The organism is Blastococcus aurantiacus (assembly GCF_900102425.1).
In the GTDB taxonomy this organism is placed as follows: Bacteria; Actinomycetota; Actinomycetes; order Mycobacteriales; family Geodermatophilaceae; genus Blastococcus; species Blastococcus aurantiacus.
On record NZ_FNBT01000005.1, the window covers coordinates 111,840 to 131,419 of the forward strand.

Annotated in this window: 20 protein-coding genes and 1 tRNA gene; 10 read left to right on the plus strand and 11 right to left on the minus strand. The window is 73.3% G+C overall.

The annotated features are described in order from the left end of the window. Window positions 1–19: 19 nt before the first annotated feature. From BLS70_RS11495 to nth, 5 genes are read right to left on the minus strand one after another with little or no spacing between them, the layout of a single operon-like run. A complete protein-coding gene (locus BLS70_RS11495; RefSeq protein WP_091767637.1) occupies window positions 20–1,201 on the minus strand; it encodes a MarP family serine protease in 1,182 nt (393 codons plus the stop codon). Window positions 1,202–1,203: 2 nt separating this feature from the next. Further along, a complete protein-coding gene (locus tag BLS70_RS11500; protein WP_091767640.1) occupies window positions 1,204–1,671 on the minus strand; it encodes a plastocyanin/azurin family copper-binding protein in 468 nt (155 codons plus the stop codon). Next, complete coding sequence (locus tag BLS70_RS11505; protein WP_255362411.1) at window positions 1,668–2,441, minus strand: NUDIX hydrolase; 774 nt, start codon at window positions 2,439–2,441, stop codon at window positions 1,668–1,670. The genes BLS70_RS11500 and BLS70_RS11505 overlap by 4 nt, the downstream gene beginning before the upstream one ends. Then, complete coding sequence (locus BLS70_RS11510; protein ID WP_091767643.1) at window positions 2,438–2,998, minus strand: TlpA family protein disulfide reductase; 561 nt, start codon at window positions 2,996–2,998, stop codon at window positions 2,438–2,440. Before BLS70_RS11510 ends, BLS70_RS11505 begins: the two co-directional genes overlap by 4 nt. Further along, on the minus strand, window positions 2,995–3,795 hold the full coding sequence (gene nth, locus BLS70_RS11515) for an endonuclease III (protein ID WP_091767647.1): 801 nt from the start codon (window positions 3,793–3,795) through the stop codon (window positions 2,995–2,997). Before nth ends, BLS70_RS11510 begins: the two co-directional genes overlap by 4 nt. A gap of 113 nt (window positions 3,796–3,908) precedes the next feature. On the opposite strand from nth, the gene BLS70_RS11520 reads away from it, so the two are divergent. Then, the gene (locus BLS70_RS11520) at window positions 3,909–4,145 is read left to right on the plus strand and encodes a hypothetical protein (RefSeq protein ID WP_091767650.1); all 237 of its coding nucleotides are present in this window, start codon (window positions 3,909–3,911) and stop codon (window positions 4,143–4,145) included. A gap of 203 nt (window positions 4,146–4,348) precedes the next feature. Beyond that, the gene (locus tag BLS70_RS11525; RefSeq protein WP_091767653.1) at window positions 4,349–5,023 is read left to right on the plus strand and encodes a Crp/Fnr family transcriptional regulator; all 675 of its coding nucleotides are present in this window, start codon (window positions 4,349–4,351) and stop codon (window positions 5,021–5,023) included. Between the two features lie 60 nt (window positions 5,024–5,083). On the opposite strand, the gene BLS70_RS11530 is transcribed toward BLS70_RS11525, so the two are convergent. The 3 genes from BLS70_RS11530 to sp36 are packed head-to-tail and all read right to left on the minus strand — an operon-like array spanning window position 5,084 to window position 6,509. Next, on the minus strand, window positions 5,084–5,875 hold the full coding sequence (locus BLS70_RS11530; RefSeq protein WP_091767656.1) for an NUDIX hydrolase: 792 nt from the start codon (window positions 5,873–5,875) through the stop codon (window positions 5,084–5,086). Continuing rightward, window positions 5,872–6,342 (minus strand): RidA family protein, encoded by a 471-nt coding sequence (locus BLS70_RS11535; protein ID WP_091767659.1) that lies wholly within the window; start codon window positions 6,340–6,342, stop codon window positions 5,872–5,874. Before BLS70_RS11535 ends, BLS70_RS11530 begins: the two co-directional genes overlap by 4 nt. Beyond that, window positions 6,339–6,509: a Sp36 family protein gene (gene sp36 / locus BLS70_RS20770; RefSeq protein WP_091767663.1), complete on the minus strand. Its 171-nt coding sequence runs from the start codon at window positions 6,507–6,509 to the stop codon at window positions 6,339–6,341. Before sp36 ends, BLS70_RS11535 begins: the two co-directional genes overlap by 4 nt. Window positions 6,510–6,628: 119 nt before the next feature. Here sp36 and bagA point away from each other — a divergent pair, with 119 nt between their 5' ends. From bagA to BLS70_RS11555, 3 genes are read left to right on the plus strand one after another with little or no spacing between them, the layout of a single operon-like run. Continuing rightward, window positions 6,629–7,621, plus strand: a complete 993-nt coding sequence (bagA, locus tag BLS70_RS11545; RefSeq protein ID WP_091767666.1) for an ATPase BagA — start codon at window positions 6,629–6,631, stop codon at window positions 7,619–7,621. Further along, a complete protein-coding gene (gene bagB / locus BLS70_RS11550; RefSeq protein WP_255362412.1) occupies window positions 7,618–8,847 on the plus strand; it encodes an ATPase BagB in 1,230 nt (409 codons plus the stop codon). Before bagA ends, bagB begins: the two co-directional genes overlap by 4 nt. Window positions 8,848–8,887: 40 nt before the next feature. After that, window positions 8,888–11,173, plus strand: a complete 2,286-nt coding sequence (locus tag BLS70_RS11555) for a transglycosylase domain-containing protein (protein WP_091767669.1) — start codon at window positions 8,888–8,890, stop codon at window positions 11,171–11,173. 10 nt (window positions 11,174–11,183) lie between these two features. Here BLS70_RS11555 and BLS70_RS11560 read toward each other — a convergent pair whose 3' ends face one another. Continuing rightward, window positions 11,184–11,636, minus strand: coding sequence for a GatB/YqeY domain-containing protein (locus BLS70_RS11560; protein WP_091767672.1), 453 nt, complete (start codon window positions 11,634–11,636; stop codon window positions 11,184–11,186). Window positions 11,637–11,687: 51 nt separating this feature from the next. Here BLS70_RS11560 and BLS70_RS11565 point away from each other — a divergent pair, with 51 nt between their 5' ends. The 5 genes from BLS70_RS11565 to BLS70_RS11585 all read left to right on the plus strand — a co-directional run bounded on the left by BLS70_RS11565 (window position 11,688) and on the right by BLS70_RS11585 (window position 17,150). Beyond that, a complete protein-coding gene (locus BLS70_RS11565) occupies window positions 11,688–12,590 on the plus strand; it encodes a metallophosphoesterase (protein ID WP_091767676.1) in 903 nt (300 codons plus the stop codon). A 93-nt stretch (window positions 12,591–12,683) separates the two neighbouring features. Then, window positions 12,684–12,760: transfer RNA gene (locus BLS70_RS11570), tRNA-Pro, on the plus strand. A gap of 103 nt (window positions 12,761–12,863) precedes the next feature. Continuing rightward, a complete protein-coding gene (locus BLS70_RS11575) occupies window positions 12,864–14,222 on the plus strand; it encodes a hemolysin family protein (RefSeq protein WP_091767679.1) in 1,359 nt (452 codons plus the stop codon). After that, window positions 14,219–15,316, plus strand: a complete 1,098-nt coding sequence (locus BLS70_RS11580) for a hemolysin family protein (RefSeq protein ID WP_091767682.1) — start codon at window positions 14,219–14,221, stop codon at window positions 15,314–15,316. Before BLS70_RS11575 ends, BLS70_RS11580 begins: the two co-directional genes overlap by 4 nt. A 4-nt stretch (window positions 15,317–15,320) precedes the next feature. Continuing rightward, the gene (locus tag BLS70_RS11585) at window positions 15,321–17,150 is read left to right on the plus strand and encodes a S9 family peptidase (RefSeq protein ID WP_091767685.1); all 1,830 of its coding nucleotides are present in this window, start codon (window positions 15,321–15,323) and stop codon (window positions 17,148–17,150) included. Window positions 17,151–17,198: 48 nt separating this feature from the next. Here BLS70_RS11585 and BLS70_RS11590 read toward each other — a convergent pair whose 3' ends face one another. Continuing rightward, the gene (locus tag BLS70_RS11590) at window positions 17,199–18,251 is read right to left on the minus strand and encodes an aspartate-semialdehyde dehydrogenase (RefSeq protein ID WP_091767688.1); all 1,053 of its coding nucleotides are present in this window, start codon (window positions 18,249–18,251) and stop codon (window positions 17,199–17,201) included. Then, the gene (locus tag BLS70_RS11595; RefSeq protein WP_091767691.1) at window positions 18,248–19,513 is read right to left on the minus strand and encodes an aspartate kinase; all 1,266 of its coding nucleotides are present in this window, start codon (window positions 19,511–19,513) and stop codon (window positions 18,248–18,250) included. The genes BLS70_RS11590 and BLS70_RS11595 overlap by 4 nt, the downstream gene beginning before the upstream one ends. Window positions 19,514–19,580 lie beyond the last annotated feature (67 nt).

Below are 19,580 nucleotides of genomic sequence, written 5' to 3' on the forward strand. Positions count from 1 at the left end.
GGAAGGGGGGTCCTCTTACTCACTCGCAGGGGCCGGTGTCGGCCGCTGTCCGCGCTTCCTCGCCGAGCCTGGCCGCGTCGCCGACCGTCCGGCCGGTGAGTGCGTAGCCGGTGTTCGGATCGTCGATGGCGGAGGCGAAGACCACGCCGAGCACACTGCCGTCGGGGGCCAGCAGCGGTCCACCGGAGTTGCCGGCCCGCACGCTGCCGAACAGCGAGTAGACGTCGCGGACGACGGTCCCGGTGTTGCGGAAGTTGGGCCCGCTGATGTCGTTCTGGTCGCGGATCCGCGCGGCCCCGACGAAGAAGGGACCGCCGCCGGGGTACCCCATGATGATCGCGTCGTCCCCGGCGACCGCCGTCCGATCCGTGAAGAGCAGGCGCTCCTGCGGCAGCCCCGGCACGGCGAGGACAGCGACGTCGATCGCCTCGTCGACGTACACCGGCGTCGCGTCGTAGCTCTCGCCCCCGGCCTCGACCGTGGGCTCGGTGACCCCGGCGAGCACGTGGGCGTTGGTCATCACCCGCTCCGGGGCGTAGACGAAGCCCGAGCCGTCGATCTGCCGGGAGCACGAGGGCGCCACCCCGGTGATCTTGACCACCGAGCCGCGCACCTGGGCGACCACCGGGCTGCCCTCCAGCGCCGGGTCGGGTGCCGGGACGTCCCGGACCTCGGTCGGGGTGAGCGGGTCGAGCACGTCGGGCAGGCCGCGCCGGTCGATGGCCTGGCGGAGGTTGTCGTAGACCGATCGCACCCTGGCGGGCACGGTCTCGTCGACCGCCTGGACGAGCGCCGACTGGCGCACCTGCCCGGCCACCTCGGGGAACGGCGAGGTGGCCAGCGGCGAGGCGACCATCCAGGCGACCAGCAGCACGGCGGCGGCGGAGACGACCGCGCCGGCGACCGAGTCGACCATCTTGGCCGGTTCCCAGGTGACCTTGCGGCGCACGGCACGGCCGATCGCACCGGCCAGGATCTGGCCGAGCAGCGCACCGGCGAGCACGACCACGAGAGCGGCGAACACCCGCGTGACGCTCGAGCCCTCGATCCGCTCGGCGACGGGACCGGACAGCTGCGCGCCGATGACGGCGCCACCGAGGAAGCCGGCGATGGAGGCGGCCGACACGAGCAGGCCCTGCCGGAAGCCGGACAGCGCAAAGGCGAGCGCCAGCACGATGAGCACGACGTCCACGAGTGACACGGTCAGCCCTCCTGGCTCACCGTCATGGTGCCCACCTGGCCGAGCTGGGTGTGGAACGTGCAGGTGAACGGGTGGTCGCCGGGCACGGTGACCTCGAAGTCGATGGTCATCTCCTGGCCGGGCGCCAGGTAGTCGATCCCCGCCTCGATCGGCTCCGGACCCTTGCCCTCGTCGAACTCCAGGTTGTGCGTCATCTGCTCGGCGGCGTTGACCAGCGTCAGCCGCACCTTGCCGGGGGCGACGGTGAAGCGGGCCGGGGTGAAGACGTAGTCGTCCTGGGTCTGCAGGGTGATCTCCTGGACGCCGTCCTCCGCGACGGTGACCGTGCCGACGTCCGCCCCCGACGGCGACGACGGCGGCGTTCCGCCCGCGCCGTCCGACCCGCTGCCACCGCACCCGGCCAGCGCGCCCGTCGCGACCACCGCGGCGGCGCACAGGGCCGCCGCCCTCTGCCGCACCCGCCCGTTCATCGGGGCGGAACCGTACGCGTCGGGGGCCCGTCCGGCGCGGGATCGGCGACCGTCGGCGCGGCGGCGTCGCCGGCCGGGTCGTCGTCGTCCCCGCTGCCCGGGAGCGTGTACGGGCTCAGCTGCGCCTGCCCCAGCGTCCGGACGTCGGCGGTGTCCCACGGCCGGGAGAGGCCGGCCGCCTCGAGGATCGTGTCGACCAGCCCCGCGGTGAAGCCCCAGATCTCCATGTCCGCGACCGCGAAGGCCGGGCCGACGTACCCGGAGGGATGGCGCAGCCGGTACCGGTTCGCCGGGTCCACCAGCTCGGCCAGCGGGACGCGGGCCACGCGGGCCACCTCGTGCGGGTCGCCCACGCTGACGTCGCGCGGGTCGTCCCACCAGCCGACGACCGGCACCACGAGGCGGTTGGACGGCGGCAGGTACAGCTCCTGCAGGGTGGCCAGGACACGGACGCCGTCGGGGTCGATCCCGGCCTCCTCCTGTGCCTCCCTCAGGGCGGTGCCGACCGGGAAGTCGTCGCCGCTCTCCACCCCGCCACCGGGGAAGGCGGGCTGCCCGGCGTGGCTGCGCAGGTGGGCGGACTTCTCGATGAACAACAGGTCCGGGCCGGTCGGGCCCTCGCCGAACAGGATCAGCACCGCCGAGCGCCGGGCGGTCGCCGACGGCTGCGGCATCCGTCGGGCCAGCGGCAGGTCGTGGGCCTGGTCGAGCAGCCGCTCCAGGTACTCGGGCAGCCCGTCGGTGCGCGCGTCCCCGGTCCGGGCGGTCACAGCTGTACTCCCAGGTGCTCGGCGACCAGGCCCCGCAGCTCCTCGGCGGAGCCGACCTCACCCAGCTCGGTGTGCACCAGCCCGCCGTCGGCGTCCAGGAAGTAGGTGAAGGGCAACAGGTTGAGTCCCAGCTCGGCCATCAATTCACCCTCGCCGTCGAAGGCGCTGGGGAACCCGATGCCGAGGTCGTCGGCGAAGGACTCCGCCTGCGGCCGGCCGTCCTTGCTGATCACACCCAGGACCCGCACCCGGTCGCCGGCGTCCTCGGCGAACTGCTGCAGCACGGGCAGCTCCGCGCGGCAGGGCGCGCACCAGGTCGCCCAGAGGTTGACCAGCGTGGGCACGCCCGGGGCGCGGCCCAGGTCGAGGGTTCCCCCGGCCGGGCAGTCCAGGGACAGGGCGGGCATCAGCTCGGCACCGCGCGCCGGGGTGTCGGGCTGGTCCGGGCACGGCACGAGCACGCTCGCCTGCGGCTCGGACCCGGGCTCCTCGGCGTCGTCGGTGCACCCGGAAAGGGCGAGCAGTGCCACGGCGGCGAGCGCCGCGCGCCGCCTCACTCCGTGTCCGAGGCGGCGGGGGTCTTCACGAGCTTCGCCGCCGCTTCCGGGTCGACCGGGCCGATCCCGTAGGAGGGGCACCACTTCGCCAGCCCGCACGCACCGCACGCGGCCTTCTTGGCGTGGCAGACGCGGCGGCCGTGGAAGATCACGCGGTGGGAGAAGTCGGTCCACTCCTTCTTCGGGATCAGCTCGGCGATCTGCGCCTCGACCTTGACCGGGTCCTCCTCCTCGGTCCAGCCGAAGCGACGGACCAGCCGGCCGAAGTGCGTGTCCACGGTCAGGCCGGGGACGCCGAACGCGTTGCCCAGGACGACGTTGGCCGTCTTGCGCCCGACGCCGGGAAGGGTCACCAGGTCGGCCATCCGGCCGGGCACCTCGCCGTCGAACCGCTCGACCAGCGCCTGCGCCAGCCCGAGCGCGGAGTTGGCCTTCGCGCGGAAGAACCCGGTGGGCTTGAGGATCTCCTCCAGCTCGGTCCGGTCGGCGCCGGCCAGGGCCACCGCGTCGGGATAGCGGGCGAACAGCGTCGGCGTCACCTTGTTGACCGTCTTGTCCGTCGTCTGCGCCGACAGCACCGTGGCGACCAGCAGCTCGAAGGCGTTGGTGAAGTCCAGCTCGCAGTGCGCGTCGGGGTGGATCACCGCCAGCTCGCGGGCCATGCGCCGCGCCCGGCGGGTGCGCCCCAGCGGGGTCTCGCCCGGGTCGAACGGGGACGCCCCCGTGCGGGCGGCCACGGTGGGCCGGCGGACCGGGGCCGGGCGCGCGTAGGCCGGCGGAGGAGCGGGGGCGGACACGCGACCGAGCGTAGGCGGCCCGGCTGACAGCGACCGTCCGTGTCATCATCGATCCCGGTCGGGCTCCGCCGGGGAGACCGCACGTCGCGTCGCAGGAAGTCGAGGAGGTCGCCGTGGTCGCACTGAGCGTCATCCTCTTCCCGCCCCTGCTCATCGCGTTCCTGCTCGTCATGGAGCGGGTCGAGGAGCCGTTGCGCCGGCCCGCCTCCCCTCGCGAGGTCGGCGAGTTCCTGGACACGGCCAACGCCGACGAGGTCGACACCATGACCCACTCCGGCCTGCGGCGTGCGCTGTTCCGCTGGCGGCGGCGTCGCCGCTCCCGGCGCACCACCAATCCCCCGTTGGTCTAGGCGCGTCGTCCACCCCTGTCGACGGCCTTTCTGCAGGGACCCGCCGCGAGCGTGCGAGTGGTGGGGGGCAGGAAGGTCCTTCTTCTCGCTCGGAGGAGGGACGTCGCAAGCCACCGAACGGGTGACCCGTCGCACAGCCCCATAGACTCCCTGCGGACACGGGAGCTCTGCGTCCCGTCATCGGCAGTGGGAAAGGACGTGCAGTGGACGAGGTGCTGGCCCAGTCGGGGCTCTTCCAGGGACTCTCGGAAGACGCGGTGGACCCCGTCCTCAGCCGCCTCGAGATCGTCACGCTGCCCCGCGGCCGGGTCGTCTTCAACGAGGGCGAGCCCGGCGACAGCCTCTACATCGTGATGACGGGCAAGATCAAGCTGTCCCGCCGCGCTCCCGACGGCCGCGAGAACGTGCTGGCCGTCATGGGCCCGTCCGACCAGTTCGGCGAGCTGTCGGTGTTCGACCCCGGCCCGCGGACGGCGACGGCGACCGCGGTCACCGACGTCCGGCTGGCCCGCATGCCGCAGTCGGTGCTGCGCCCCTGGATCGAGGCGCACCCGGAGATCGGCGAGCAGCTGCTGCGCGTGCTGGCCCGCCGCCTGCGTCGCACCAACGACTCCGTCGCCGACCTGATCTTCACCGACGTCCCCGGCCGCGTGGCCAAGGCGCTGCTGCAGATGGCCGACCGCTTCGGCAACCGCGAGAGCGACGGCCTGCGCGTCAAGCACGACCTGACGCAGGAGGAGCTGGCCCAGCTGGTCGGCGCCTCCCGCGAGACCGTGAACAAGGCGCTGGCCGACTTCGTGCACCGCGGCTGGATCCAGCTGCAGGGCAAGTCGGTCGTCGTCCTCGACGAGGACCGGCTCCGCCGCCGCGCGCGGTAACCACTCCCGAACGCAGGAAGGCCCCGGAACCGTCACGGTCCCGGGGCCTTTCTCCGTCGTTCAGTTCTTCTTCGGCACGACCAGGGGGACGCGGTCGCCGTTGGGGAGGACGGCGAAACGGCCCTCGGGCGTCTCCTCGAACCCCGGCATGATCGGCTCGAGCGGGTCCGGCGGGGAGCCGGCCAGCGCCGCGGCGACGTCGGCGAACCGGCCCAGCTGGGACAGCGTGTGGGACGTCGGCGGGAGCATCGGCCGGTCGCCGGCGTGGTGCTCGGCCAGCGCAGCGGCGGGTGCGAGCCAGGCGGCCTCGTCCGCCTCGCCGGAGACGTCGCGCGCCTCCTGCCCGGCCGGCAGCGCCGCCACGAAGAACTTGGTGTCGTAGCGGCGGGACTCCATGGGCGGGGTGATCCAGTGCGCGAACGGGCGCAGCAGGTCCGACCGCAGCACCAGCCCGCGGCCGGCGAGCAGCTCGGTCAGCGACAGGTCGCGACTCAGCAGCGCCTGGCGCTGCTCCTCCCAGTCGTCCCCGGAGACGTCCGGTACGACAGCGCCCTCCGCGGGGCCGGCCAGCAGGACGCCGGCCTCCTCGAACGTCTCCCGGACGGCGGCGCAGACCAGCTCCCGGGCAAGGCGCTCGTCGCAGCCGAAGGCCGTGGCCCACTCCGCCGGCGAGGGGCCGGCCCAGCCGATCTCGGTGTCCGCGTCCCGCTCGTCGACCCCACCGCCGGGGTAGGCCGTCATCCCGCCGGCGAACGGCATGCCCTTGGTGCGGCGCAGCAGGTACACCTCGAGGCCGGGCGCCCCGTCGCGGACGATCAGGACCGTCGCGGCATGGCGGATCTCGTCGCTCACCGGAGTTCCACGGTGAGCTCGACCTCCACCGGTGCACCCAGCGGCAGCTCCGCGACGCCGATCGCGCTGCGGGCGTGCCGGCCGGCGTCCCCGAAGATCTTGGCGAGCAGCTCGCTGGCGCCGTTGACCACGCGGGGCTGGCCGGTGAAGCCCTCGGCGCTGGCCACGTAGCCGACGACGCGCACGACGCGGGCCACCTCGTCGAGGCCCACCAGGTCGTCGATCGCCGCCAGGCCGTTGAGCGCGCACACCTTGGCGTCGGCCGCCGCGGCCTCGGCGTCCACCGAGCCGCCGACCTTCCCGGTGCGGCGCAGGCCGCCGTCGACGAACGGCAGCTGGCCGGACGTGAAGACCAGCGAGCCGGTGCGCACCGCGGGGACGTAGGCGGCGACCGGTGCGGCCACCGGGGGCAGCCGGATGCCGAGCTCGGCCAGCCGCGCGTGCCAGCCGCCAGCCGGGGTGGTCACGCCGGGCGCTTGAGGTAGGCCACCAGCTGGTCCGAGCCGCTGGGGCCCGGCAGGACGGTCACCAGCTCCCAGCCGTCCACGCCCCAGGAGTCGAGGATCGCCTTGGTGTTGTGGATGAGCAGCGGGATGGTGGCGTACTCCCACCGCTGGCGTGCCGATTCGGTCATGCGCGCGACGCTAGCGCAGCCCCCGGGGTGACGTGCTGGAACGGCCTCCCTGCAGGGCCCCGCCGTGAGCTTGCGAACGGTGGGGGGCAGGGAGGTCCTTCCACTCCTACGCTGGAGCGGTGAGCCCTCTCCCCACGTCCGCGCGCCTGCACGTCGTCACCGGCAAGGGCGGCACGGGGAAGACGACCGTGGCCGCCGCCCTCGCCCTGGCCCTGGCGGCCGACGGGCGCTCGGTGCTGCTGGTGGAGACCGAGGGCCGGCAGGGCATCGCCCAGCTCTTCGACACCGCCCCGCTGCCCTACGAGGAGCGCCGGGTCGCGGTCGCGCGCGGCGGCGGCGAGGTCAAGGCGCTGGCCATCGACGTCGAGGAGGCCCTGCTGGACTACCTCGACATGTTCTACAACCTGCGCCGCGCCGGGCGGGCGCTGCGCAAGATGGGCGCCATCGACTTCGCGACGGCGATCGCGCCGGGCCTCCGGGACGTGCTCATCACCGGGAAGATCAAGGAGGCGGTCACCCGCCGCCACGACGGGCAGAACGTCTACGACGCCGTCGTCGTCGACGCTCCGCCCACCGGACGGATCACCCGCTTCCTCAACGTGACGAACGAGATGGGCCAGCTGGCGCGATCGGGGCCGATCAAGACCCAGAGCGACGGCGTGATGGCGGTGCTGCGGTCGCCGCAGACCGCCGTGCACCTGGTGACGATCCTCGAGGACATGCCCGTGCAGGAGACGGCCGACGCGATCGACGAGCTGCGCAAGGCCGGCCTGCCGCTCGGCTCGGTGATCGTGAACCTGGCCACCGACCCGGTGCTCCCGTCCGACGACCTCGCGCGGGCCGCCTCCTCCGGGCTCACCGGTGCCGACCTCGCGCCCGCGCTGGCTGCCGCGCACCTGCCCGCCGACGCAGCGGTCGCCGACGCGCTGGCCGCGCAGACGGTCGAGCACGCCCGGAGGTGGACGGCGCAGGACGCGCTGCGCGACGACGTCGACGCGCTCGGCCTGCCGACGGTGGAGCTCCCCCTGCTCACCGGCCCGATGGACCTCGGCGCGTTGTTCGAGCTCGCCGGCCGGCTGGACGAGCACCTGCGCCGTGAGGTGGCCGCGTGAGCGCCGCGCCCGTGCCCCAGGACCCGGCCGCCCGCTCCGGCCGCACGCGCCCCGCGGCGCCCCCGCTGGACCTCGGCGCGCTGATCGCCGACCCGGACACCCGGATCGTGGTCTGCTGCGGCGCCGGCGGCGTGGGCAAGACGACGACCTCGGCGGCCCTGGCCCTGGCCGCCGCGGAGGCCGGTCGCAGCGTCGTCGTCCTCACCATCGACCCGGCCCGGCGGCTGGCCCAGTCCCTCGGCCTGACCGAGCTGGACAACGAGCCCCGGCGGGTGGAAGTACCGGGGGCCGAGGGCGAGCTGCACGCGATGATGCTGGACATGAAGCGGACGTTCGACGACATCGTCGTCGCGCATTCGACTCCCGAGCGGTCCCAGCAGATCCTGGACAATCCCTTCTACCAGACCCTGAGCTCGTCGTTCTCCGGAACGCAGGAGTACATGGCGATGGAGAAGCTGGGGCAGCTCCGGGCCAGCGAGCAGTGGGACCTGATCATCGTGGACACCCCGCCCTCGCGGTCGGCGCTGGACTTCCTCGACGCCCCGAACCGGATGAGCCGCTTCCTCGACGGCACGATGATCCGGCTGCTCATGGCGCCGAGCCGTACGGGCTTCAAGTTCGCCAGCGCGGGCTTCCTGCTCTTCAGCCGGATCGTGTCCAAGATCCTGGGCGGCCAGCTGCTGCGGGACATCTCCGCGTTCGTGGCCGCCCTCGACACGATGTTCGGCGGCTTCCGCGAGCGGGCCACCGCCACCTACGAGCTGCTCCGCCGGCCGGGCACGTGGTTCGTCGTCGTCGCCTCTCCCGAGCCCGACGCGCTGCGGGAGGCCTCCTACTTCGTCGACCGGTTGTCCGCCGACGACATGCCGCTGGCCGGCCTGGTCGTCAACCGCACCCACCCGCCGGCAACGGCGGCGCTGTCCGCGACCCGGGCCGCCGCGGCCGCCGAGGCGGTGCTGGAGGCCGGCGGTCCGGACGCCGACCTCGCCGCCGCTGCGCTGCGCGTGCACGCCGAGCGGATGACCCTGGCCGCCCGCGAGCAGCACCTGGCCGACCGCTTCACCAGCGCCCACCCGGAGGTGGCGGTCCGCACCGTGCCCGCGGCGGCCGGCGACGTCCACGACCTCGACGGACTGCGCACCATGGCCGCCGAGCTGACCGGCGACGACGCGGACACGCCGACCGGCACGCCGCGGACGCGGATCCTGCCTGCGCGCCGCGGCTGACCCGGGCTCGCGCGGGCCCGCGCGCCGTACATTGGCAGCGATGTCCGAAGACGCCCGCCTCCGCACCCGCATCATCGGGAAGCTCGCCCTGACGATCGTCGTCGCCGGGGTGCTGCTCGCCGGTCTCCTGCTGCCCTGGGTCGGCGGTGGCGGGCTCGTCGCCCGCAACTCCGCCAGCCTGCTGGACGCGCTGCCCGTGGAGCTCACCGACGCGACGCCGGTCGGCATGTCGAAGGTGGTCGCCGCCGACGGCACGCTGATCACCAACCTGTACGAGAAGAACCGCACGCCGGTGACCTCGGACCAGATCGCCGACGTGATGAAGCAGGCGCTGGTCGACATCGAGGACTCGCGGTTCTACGAGCACAACGGCCTCGACGTGCAGGGCACGATGCGCGCGCTGGTGAGGAACCTGGCCGCGGGCTCGGTCCAGGAGGGCGGCTCCACCCTCACCCAGCAGCTGGTGAAGCAGACCCTGCTGCAGACGGCGGACTCCGCCGAGGGCCGGGACGCGGCCACCGAGCAGACGCCGGCGCGCAAGCTGCGCGAGGCCCGGCTGGCGCTGGCGCTCGAGGAGACCTACGACAAGGACGAGATCCTCACCCGGTACCTGAACATCGTGTACTTCGGGAAGGGCGCCTACGGCATCCAGGCCGCCGCCCAGCGGTACTTCAGCGTCGACGCGGCCGACCTCACCCTCCCGCAGGCCGCCATGCTGGCCGGCCTGGTGCAGAGCCCGTTCTACGACGACCCGATCGACAACCCGGAGAAGGCGCAAGTCCGCCGCAACCAGGTGCTCGCGCGGATGCTCGACCTGGAGCACATCACCGAGCAGGAGTACCGGGACATCGCGCCCACGCCGGTGGCGATCACGCCCGGACTCGCCCCGCCGAACGGCTGCATCGACGCCTCGATCGGCGCCTTCTTCTGCGACTACGCGCTCAAGCACCTGACCCAGGACCTCGGGCTCACCGACGACCAGCTCAAGAACGGCGCTCTCACCATCAAGACCACGCTGCTGCCCGACCTGCAGCGCTCCGGTGACCAGGCCGTGCTGCAGTCCGTACCGATGGGCGATCGGCTCGCGGGCATGTTCACCGCCATCGAGCCGGGCACCGGCAGGGTGCTGGCCATGAGCGTGAACCGGCGGTACGGCTGCGAGGGGCCCGAGTGCGAGGAGGTCGTGCTCAACACCGCGGCGAGCAAGGGCGCCGGCTCCACCTACAAGACCTTCACCGCGGCCGCCGCGCTCGAGGCGGGCATCCCGGCGAACACGACGATCACCACCCCGGGCAACCGCTACACCTCGCGAGTCTTCCGCGGCCCCGCCTGTGGCGCCGAGGACCGCAACGGCACCAACGAGTCCGGCCCGTACTGCGTGCGGAACGCGGGCAACTACCCCGCCACGCTCGACATGGTCGGCGCCCTGGTCCGCTCCTCGAACACCTACTTCCTGGCGTTGGAGGACCGGCTCAGGACCGTCGAGGGCCCGGTGCGCATGGCCGAGCGCATGGGCATGACCTTCGGTCGACCCGGTCAGCAGAAGACCGCCGACGAGATCATCGACGGGAACTTCGGCTCCTTCACCTTCGGCGCCGAGGCCACCAGCCCGCTGGACCTGGCCAACGCCTACGCGACCCTCGGCGCCGAGGGCACGAAGTGCACCCCGGTGCCGGTGACCGAGGTGCTCGACCGCAACGGGGAGCCGCTCACCCAGGACAACGGCGAACCGGTCGTCAGGGGCGACAACTGCACCCCGGAGTCGATCCCGGCGAACATCGCCAACACGCTGAGCACCATCCTCGTCGGCGACGTCGCCACCCCGGCGGGCACCGGGACCCGGGCGGCCATCCCCGGTCGGACGATCGCCGGCAAGACCGGCACCTCCCAGGGCCGCGACTCGGTCGCCTTCGTGGGCTACCTGCCCGAGTACTCCGCCAGCGTCATGGTGTTCAACCCCAAGGAGAAGCAGGACGTCGGCGGCTTCGGCGGCAACCTGCCCGCGACCATCTGGCGCAACGCCATGGCGCCGTTCCTCGAGGGCAAGGCCACCACGGCCTTCCCGCCGGCCGACCCTAAGCTCATGGGCCCGCCGAAGCCGGCGCCGCGACCGCAGTCGCCCCGCCCGCCGCGCGACACGGACGATGCGGACGAGCGTCCGGCCGACGAGACGCCCGCCGAGGACGGGCCCACCGAGGAAGAGCCGGCGGGCGAGCAGCCCACTGAGGAGCAGCCGGCCCCCGAGGCGCCGCAGGAAGGCACTCCTGCGCCTGCCCCCGGTGGAGGCGCCCCGGGCGGTGGCGGACCCGGCGGCGGCGGAGGCTGAGCGACGGGCCTCAGCCCAGCTGGCGGCGGACCTCCGCGGCCACGCGTGACCCGTCGGCCCGGCCGGCGACGATGCCGTTGGCGGCGCCCATGACCTTGCCCATGTCCTTCATGCCGGAGGCCCCGGTGCGGGTGATGGCGTCGGCGACGATCGCGGCCAGGTCGGCGTCGTCGAGCTGGGCCGGCAGGTAGTCGGCGAGCACGTCGCCCTCCGCCCGCTCCCGCTCGGCCTGCTCGGCGCGGCCGGCACCGGCGAACGCCTCGGCGGCCTCCTTGCGCTTCTTCGCCTCACGGCGCAGCACGGCCTGCACCTCGTCGTCGGACAGCTCCCGGGCCTCCTTGCCGGAGACCTCCTCGGCGCTCACCGCGGTGAGCACCATGCGCAACGTCGCGGTGCGCAGCTCGTCGCGGGCCTTCATGGCGGTGGTCAGGTCGTCGCGCAGCTGCTTCTTCAGGTCGGACACGGGCCCAGCCTGGCACGACGCCCCTCTGGCCCGCGCCCGTAGGCTCCGGCTGTGCGCTGGTACACCGTCCCCGCAGCCGTCTCCGCCACGGGAGCCGGGATGCTCGCCTACGCGAGCCTGTACGAGCGCACCCGCTGGACGCTCCGCCGCTTCGACGTCCCGGTCCTGGCACCGGGCTCCGCGCCGTTGACCGTGCTGCACATCTCCGACCTGCACATGACCGCCGGGCAGCGGTCGAAGCAGGAGTGGGTCGCGGGCCTGGCCGCGCTCGAACCGGACCTGGTCATCAACACCGGCGACAACCTGGCCGGCTTCGACGCCGTCCCCCCGACGCTGGCGGCGCTGGGGCCGCTGATGGAGCGGCCGGGCGCGTTCGTGCTGGCCAGCAACGACTACTACGCGCCGCGGCCGAAGAACCCGCTCAAGTACTTCTTCCCCGGCCACAAGCGGGTGCACGGCGACGAGCTGCCCTGGCGGGACCTGCGCGACGGGATGCTCGACCGCGGCTGGCTGGACCTCACCAACGCCGCGGGGGAGCTGATCGTCGACGGACGCCGGATCGCGTTCGCCGGCGTCGACGACTCGCACCTGTTGCGCGACCGGTACGACGTCGTCGCGGGGCCGGCCGACCCGGAGGCCGACCTGCGCCTGGGCTTGGCGCACTCCCCCGAGCCACGGGTGCTGGACCGGTTCGCCGCCGACGGCTACGACCTGCTGCTGTGCGGCCACACCCACGGCGGTCAGCTGCGGGTGCCCTTCTACGGCGCGCTGGTGACCAACTGCGGCATCGACCGCGACCGGGTGCGCTGGCTGCACCGCTGGGCCGGGCCCCGGCCCGGGCGGCCGAACGGCACCTGGCTGCACATCTCGGCCGGACTGGGCACGAGCCCCTACGCCCCGGCCCGGTTCGCCTGCCCCCCCGAGGCCACCCTGCTCACGCTCACCGCCCGGTGAAGGACCCCTCTGCCCCCCACCGCTCGCACGCTCGCGGCGGGACCCTGCAGAGGGGCCGACAAAGACAGCGCGTTAGACTCGACCAGCGCACCTCGGGGTGTGGCGCAGCTTGGTAGCGCGCGTCGTTCGGGACGACGAGGCCGCAGGTTCAAATCCTGTCACCCCGACCAGCACTCAGGGGCCGCCGATGGCGGCCCCTGAGTCGTTCCGCGCCGAGGAATGGCCGGAGCCGTTCCGGTTGAGCACCTCTCCCCGGGGGCACCGGGGAGCCCGATGACCGAATGGCTGCTCCTCCTCGCCGCGGTGGTGCTCACCGTCTTCACCGGCTTCTTCGTCGCAGCCGAGTTCTCCCTCACCACCGTCGACCGCGGGCGGGCGGAGGAGGCCGCCGCCACCGGCGACTCCCGGGGCCGCTCGGTGGTGCGCGCGCTGAAGACGCTGTCCACCCAGCTGTCGGCCGCGCAGTTCGGCATCACGATCACCACGCTGGTCGTGGGCTACCTCGCCGAGCCGGCGATCGGCCAGCTCCTGCACGGGCCGCTGGAGACGCTGGGCCTGCGCGAGGCCACCGCGACCGGAGTGGCGCTGGCCCTGGCCATCGCGCTGGCCACCACGCTGCAGATGCTGCTCGGAGAGCTCGGCCCCAAGAACCTCGCCATCGCCGACCCGATGGCGGTCGCCGCGTTCGTCGCGCCGGGCATGCGTGCCTTCACCCGCGTCACCGGCCCCGTCGTCGGGGCGCTGCAGCGGCTGGCCAACTGGATCGTCCGCCGGCTCGGGTTCGAGCCGCGCGAGGAGCTGGACACCGCCCGGGGTGCCGAGGAGCTGGTCTCGGTCGCGCGCCGCTCGGCCGAGGAGGGCGACCTGTCCCCCGTCGCGGCCCGGCTGCTGCAGCGGTCTCTCCGGCTGGGCGACAAGCTCGCCACCGACGTGATGACCCCGCGCACCCGGCTCTGGACGCTGCGGTCCAGCGCCACCGCTGCGGACGTGATCGCCGCCGCCATCGAGTCCGGCAACTCGCGCTTCCCGGTGTACGGCTCGGACCTCGACGAGGTGACGGGGGTGGTGCACGTCAAGCACGCCGTCTCCGTGCCGGAGGCCGAGCGCGGGACCCGCACCGCGGGGGAACTCGCCGTCCCGGTGCTCGCCGTCCCCTCCTCGCTGCAGCTGGAGCGGCTGCTGGACCTGCTGCGCGACCAGGGGCTCCAACTGGCGCTCGTCGTGGACGAGTGGGGCGCCACCCACGGCGTCGTGACCCTGGAGGACATCGTCGAGGAGCTGGTGGGCGAGATCGCCGACGAGACCGACCGGCCGCTGCGCACGATGCGCCGGATCGACGGCGACACCTGGGTGGTGTCGGGTCTGCTGCGCCCCGACGAGGTGCTGGAACGCACCGGCGTCGCCGTCCCCGAGGGCCGCTACGAGACGATCGCGGGGCTGCTGGCCGAGCGGCTGCAGCGGCTGCCCGAGCCGGGCGACTCGGTACGGCTGGACGACGCCGAGCTGACCGTCGAGACCGTGGAGGGGCGTCGGGTGGCCCGGGTCCGCGTGCACCGCCTGGAGACCCCGGACGGTGCCTCTCCCGCCGACATCGACGTGGCCGGCCGGTCGCGCGAGGGGGTGCGGGCATGACCGTCGTGAGCCTGCTGATCCTGGTGGCGCTGCTGGCGGGCAACGCGTTCTTCGTCGCCGCGGAGTTCGCCCTGGTCTCCACGCGCGCCGACCAGATCGAGCCGCGAGCCGAGGCGGGGTCGGCCCGGGCGGTGAAGACGCTGGCGGCGATGCGCAACGTCAGCGAGATGATGGCCGGCGCGCAGCTGGGCATCACGCTCTGCTCGCTCGGGCTGGGCGCGGTCGGCGAGCCCGCGATCGCGCACCTGATCGAGGTCCCGCTGGAGTCCGCGCACGTCCCCGAGGGGCTGTTGCACCCGATCGCCCTGGCCATCGCGCTGTCGATCGTGACCGTCCTGCACATGGTGCTCGGCGAGATGGTGCCGAAGAACATCACGCTGGCCGGCCCCGACCGGGCTGCACTCGTGCTCGGGCCCCCGCTGGCCGCCCTGGTGCGCCTGCTGCGGCCCTTCATCTGGTTCTTCAACACCCTGGCCAACGCCTTCGTCCGGCTGTTCGGCGTGCAGCCGACCGACGAGGTGGCGGCCAGCTTCGACCAGGCCCAGATCGCCTCGATGGTCACCCAGTCGCGGCGCGAGGGCCGGCTGGGCAGCGAGGTGGGCGAGCTGGCCGCGGGCGCCCTGACGTTCGAGCAGCACGAGATCGACGCCGTCCTGCTGCCGATCGAGGACGTCGTCACCGTGCCCCGCAGCACGACCCCCCGTCAGCTGGAGGCGGTGGTGGCCGAGCACGGGTTCAGCCGCTACCCGGTGCGGGGCGAGAACGGCCTGCTCGGCTTCGTGCACGTGAAGGACGTCCTGGACGCCGAGGCCCGCGACCGGCCGATCGCCGACGAGCACCTGACCCCGTTCGTCGAGCTGAGCCCCGGCGCTGCCCTGCCCGAGGTGCTGGCCACCATGCGCCGGGAGGGCACCCACCTCGGCCGCGTCGTCGTGGACGGCCGCACGACGGGGCTGGTGGCGCTGGAGGACGTGCTGGAGCAGCTGATCGGCGACGTCCGGGACGCCGCCGTCGACCGGAGCGGGGGCGGGGACCTCGTGGACTCCGCCGAGCAGGGCGCCGCCGCGACGGGAGCCGGCGCCGGGGGAAGATGACGGGGTGAACGAGCCTGCGAGTGGAACCGATAGACAGAGCACCGCCGAGCAGACGCCCGCCCCCGCCCTTCCCCCCGAGGTCACCGCCCGCTGGCAGGCCCGGTTCCGCGCACCGCGTGTGTCGCTGCCGGACTGGGCGTTCGACGCCCCGCACCGGAACCTGTACTCCTCCGATCTCAGCGGCGTGATCGAGCAGTACGCGTGGGACCGCTCCACCGGCACGCATCGCCAGGTCACCGACCGGCCCAACGGCACGCTCATCGGCACGCTGAGCCCGGACGGCGAGACGATCTGGTGGTTCGCCGACACGGACGGGGACGAGTTCGGCGTCTGGATGACCCAGCCCTTCGAGGGCGGTCCCGACACCCCCGCCGTCCCCGAGGTCGGCCCGGCGTACCCCGCGGGGCTGGAGATCGGCGACGAGCTGGTCGCCATCGGCCGGTCCACCGACGACGGCAGCGAGCTGTGGCTCGCGCCCCGGGGTCAGGCCCCGCGGGTGATCTACCGGCACCCCGACCCGGCCTCGGTGGACGCGCTCACCCACGACGGCGACCTGCTGGTCATCTCCCACTCCGAGCACGGCGACCCGCGCTACCCGGCGCTGCGCGTGCTGCGCACCTCGGACGATTCCGTCGTCGCGGAGAAGTGGGACGGCGAGGGCCGGGGCCTGCACGCTTCGGAGTTCGCCCCGCTGTCCGGCGACACCCGGCTGCTGGTGGGCCACGAGCGCCGGGGCCGCGAGGAGCTGCTGATCTGGGACGTCGCGGCCGACACCGAGACCGAGATCGTCCTCGACCTACCCGGGGACGTCACGGCCGGCTGGTACCCCGACGGCTCGGCGCTGCTCGTCGGGCACGACCACGCCGCGCGCAGCGAGCTGTACCGCTACGACCTGGCCAGCGGGGCGCTGGAGAAGCTGGACACCCCGACCGGCGTCGTCCGTGGAGCAACCGCCCGGCCCGACGGCACGGTGGAGCTGGCCTGGTCCAACGCCGAGCTCCCGCCGGTCATCCGCCGGGCGGACGGCCCCGTCGTCCTCTCGGTCTCCGACGAGGAGCCGCCGGCGGCCTACCCGGTCGAGGACCGCTGGGTGCCCGGCCCGGGCGGGGACGTGCACGCGCTGCTGGTGCGGCCCGCCGGCGAGGGCCCGTACGCGACTGCTTTCCTGGTGCACGGCGGTCCGGAGTCCGCCGACGACGACTCCTACCGCGCCCGCCGGGCGGCCTACGTGGACGCCGGGTACGCGGTCGTGCACGTGAACTACCGCGGCTCCACCGGCTACGGGTCTGCCTGGCGGGACGCGCTGACCGGCCGGCCCGGGCTCACCGAGCTCGAGGACATCGGCGCGGTGTACGACGCGCTGGTCGCCGAGGGCGTCGTCGATCCGGCGCGCGTGCTCCTGACCGGCGGATCGTGGGGCGGGTTCCTCACCCTGCTCGGCCTGGGGACGCAGCCCGAGCGGTGGGCGGCCGGTATCGCCGAGGTGCCCGTGGCCGACTACCTCGCCGCGTACGAGGACGAGATGGAGGGCCTGCGCGCCTACGACCGCGCGCTGTTCGGCGGGTCACCCGAGGAGGTGCGCGACGTCTACGTGCGGTCTTCGCCGATCACCTACGTGGACGCCGTCGCCGCGCCGGTCCTCGTGGTCGCCGGGGCCAACGACCCGCGCTGCCCCATCCGACAGATCGACAACTACCTGACCCGCCTCGAAGAGCTGGGCAAGGAGCACGAGGTGTACCGCTTCGACGCCGGCCACGGCTCGCTGGTGATCGAGGAGACCATCCGACAGGTGGAGGTCGCGCTCGACTTCGCGCTGCGCCACGTGAAGCCCTGATCCGCTTTTCCGCGGTAAAGCGGAACGCTTTACCGCGGAAAAGCGGGATCAGCGGGAGGCGGCGATGAGCTCGGCGATCTGGACGGTGTTGAGGGCAGCGCCCTTGCGCAGGTTGTCGTTGCTGACGAACAGCACCAGCCCGCGGCCGCCCTCGACGCTCTGGTCCTGGCGGATGCGGCCGACGTAGCTGGGGTCACGGCCGGCTGCCTGCAGCGGGGTCGGCACGTCGGAGAGCTCCACGCCGGGCGCCGCCGCGAGCAGCTCGGTGGCCCGCTCGACCGAGATCGGCCGCTCGAACTCGACGTTGAGCGACAGCGAGTGGCCGGTGAACACCGGGACGCGGACGCACGTGCCCGACACCCGCAGGGCGGGGAGCCCGAGGATCTTGCGGCTCTCGTTGCGGAGCTTCTGCTCCTCGTCGGTCTCGAACGTGCCGTCGTCGACGACCGAGCCGGCCATCGGCAGCACGTTGAACGCGATCGGGGCGACGTACTTGACCGGGTCGGGGAAGGCCACGGCGGACCCGTCGTAGGCGAGCTCGTCGGCCTTGTCGACGACGGCCTTCGCCTGCGAGTGCAGCTCCTGCACGCCGGCGATGCCCGAGCCGGAGACGGCCTGGTAGGTGCTGGCGACGATGCGGACCAGGCCGGCCTCGTCGTGCAGCGGCTTGAGTACCGGCATCGCGGCCATGGTGGTGCAGTTCGGGTTGGCGATGATGCGGCCGGTGGCCTTCGCGATGTCGCCGGGGTTGACCTCGCTGCAGACCAGCGGGATCTCCGGGTCGCGCCGGAACGCGGAGCTGTTGTCGATCACGATGACGCCGGCCTCGGCGAAGCGGGGGGCCTGCGCGCGGGAGGTCGTGGCGCCCGCGGAGAACAGGGCCACGTCCAGACCCGTGGGGTCGGCGGTGGCGGCGTCCTCGACGGTGATCTCGCCGTCGCCCCAGGGCAGGGTGCTGCCGGCCGAGCGGGCGGAGGCGAAGAACCGCAGCTCGCGGAGCGGGAAGTCCCGCTCGGCGAGGATGGAGCGCATCGCCGCCCCGACCTGGCCGGTCGCGCCGACGATGCCGACCCGCAGGCCGCTGTCACTGAACGAGCTCATCGCCCGGTCCCTCCGTAGACGACAGCCTCGACGTCGGAGCCGAGGTCGAACGCGTCGTGCACCGCGCGGACGGCGATGTCGACGTCGGTGTCGCGGCAGACCACGGAGATGCGGATCTCCGAGGTGCTGATGAGCTCGAGGTTCACGCCGGCGTCGGCGAGGGCGCCGAAGAACTTGGCCGAGACGCCCGGGTGCGACCGCATGCCGGCGCCGACCAGCGACACCTTGCCGATGTGCTGGTCGAAGCTCACGTCGGTGTAACCCACGGTGTGCTTGACACGTTCCAGGGCAGCGAGGGCCGTCGGGCCGTCGCTCTTGGGCAGCGTGAAGGAGATGTCGGCGAGCTTGCTGGCCTCGGCCGAGACGTTCTGCACGATCATGTCGATGTTGATCTCGGCGTCGGCCAGGACGCGGAAGAGCTGCGCGGCCTCCCCCGGCCGGTCCGGGACCCCGTAGACGGTGATCTTGCCCTCGGAGCGGTCGTGCGCGACGCCCGTGATGATCGCCTGTTCCACCGGGAGGTCCTCCATCGAGCCGGACACGATCGTGCCGGGGAGCTGTGAGTAGGAGCTGCGGACGTGCACGGGGATGCCGTAGCGGCGGGCGTACTCGACGCAGCGGAGCATGAGCACCTTGGCCCCGGACGCGGCCAGCTCGAGCATCTCCTCGTAGGTGATGGTGTCGAGCCGCTTGGCGTTCGGGACGATGCGCGGGTCGGCGGTGAAGACGCCGTCGACGTCGGTGTAGATCTCGCAGACGTCGGCGTTCAGCGCGGCGGCGACGGCGACGGCCGTGGTGTCGGAACCGCCGCGGCCGAGCGTGGTGATGTCCTTGGTGTCCTGGCTGACGCCCTGGAACCCGGCGACGATCACGATCGAGCCCTCGTCCAGCGCCGAGCGCAGCCGGCCGGGGGTGACGTCGATGATCCGGGCCTTGCCGTGGCTGCCCGTGGTGATGACGCCGGCCTGCGAACCGGTGAAGGAACGCGCTTCGTAGCCGTGGGTGGAGATGGCGATGGCCAGGAGCGCCATCGAGATCCGCTCGCCCGCGGTCAGCAGCATGTCGAGCTCGCGACCGGGCGGTTCGTCGGTGATCTGACCGGCCAGGTCGAGCAGCTCGTCGGTGCTGTCGCCCATGGCGGAGACCACGACGACGACGTCGTCGCCGTTCTTCTTGGCGGCGACGATCCGCTCGGCGACACGCTTCATGTGCTCTGCGGAGGCGACGGAGGAGCCGCCGTACTTCTGGACGACGAGGGCCACGGGGTAGCAGGTTACCGGCGGGGGCCGCGCACCCGGCGGTTGCGTCCGGCTTTCCCGCGGTATGGGA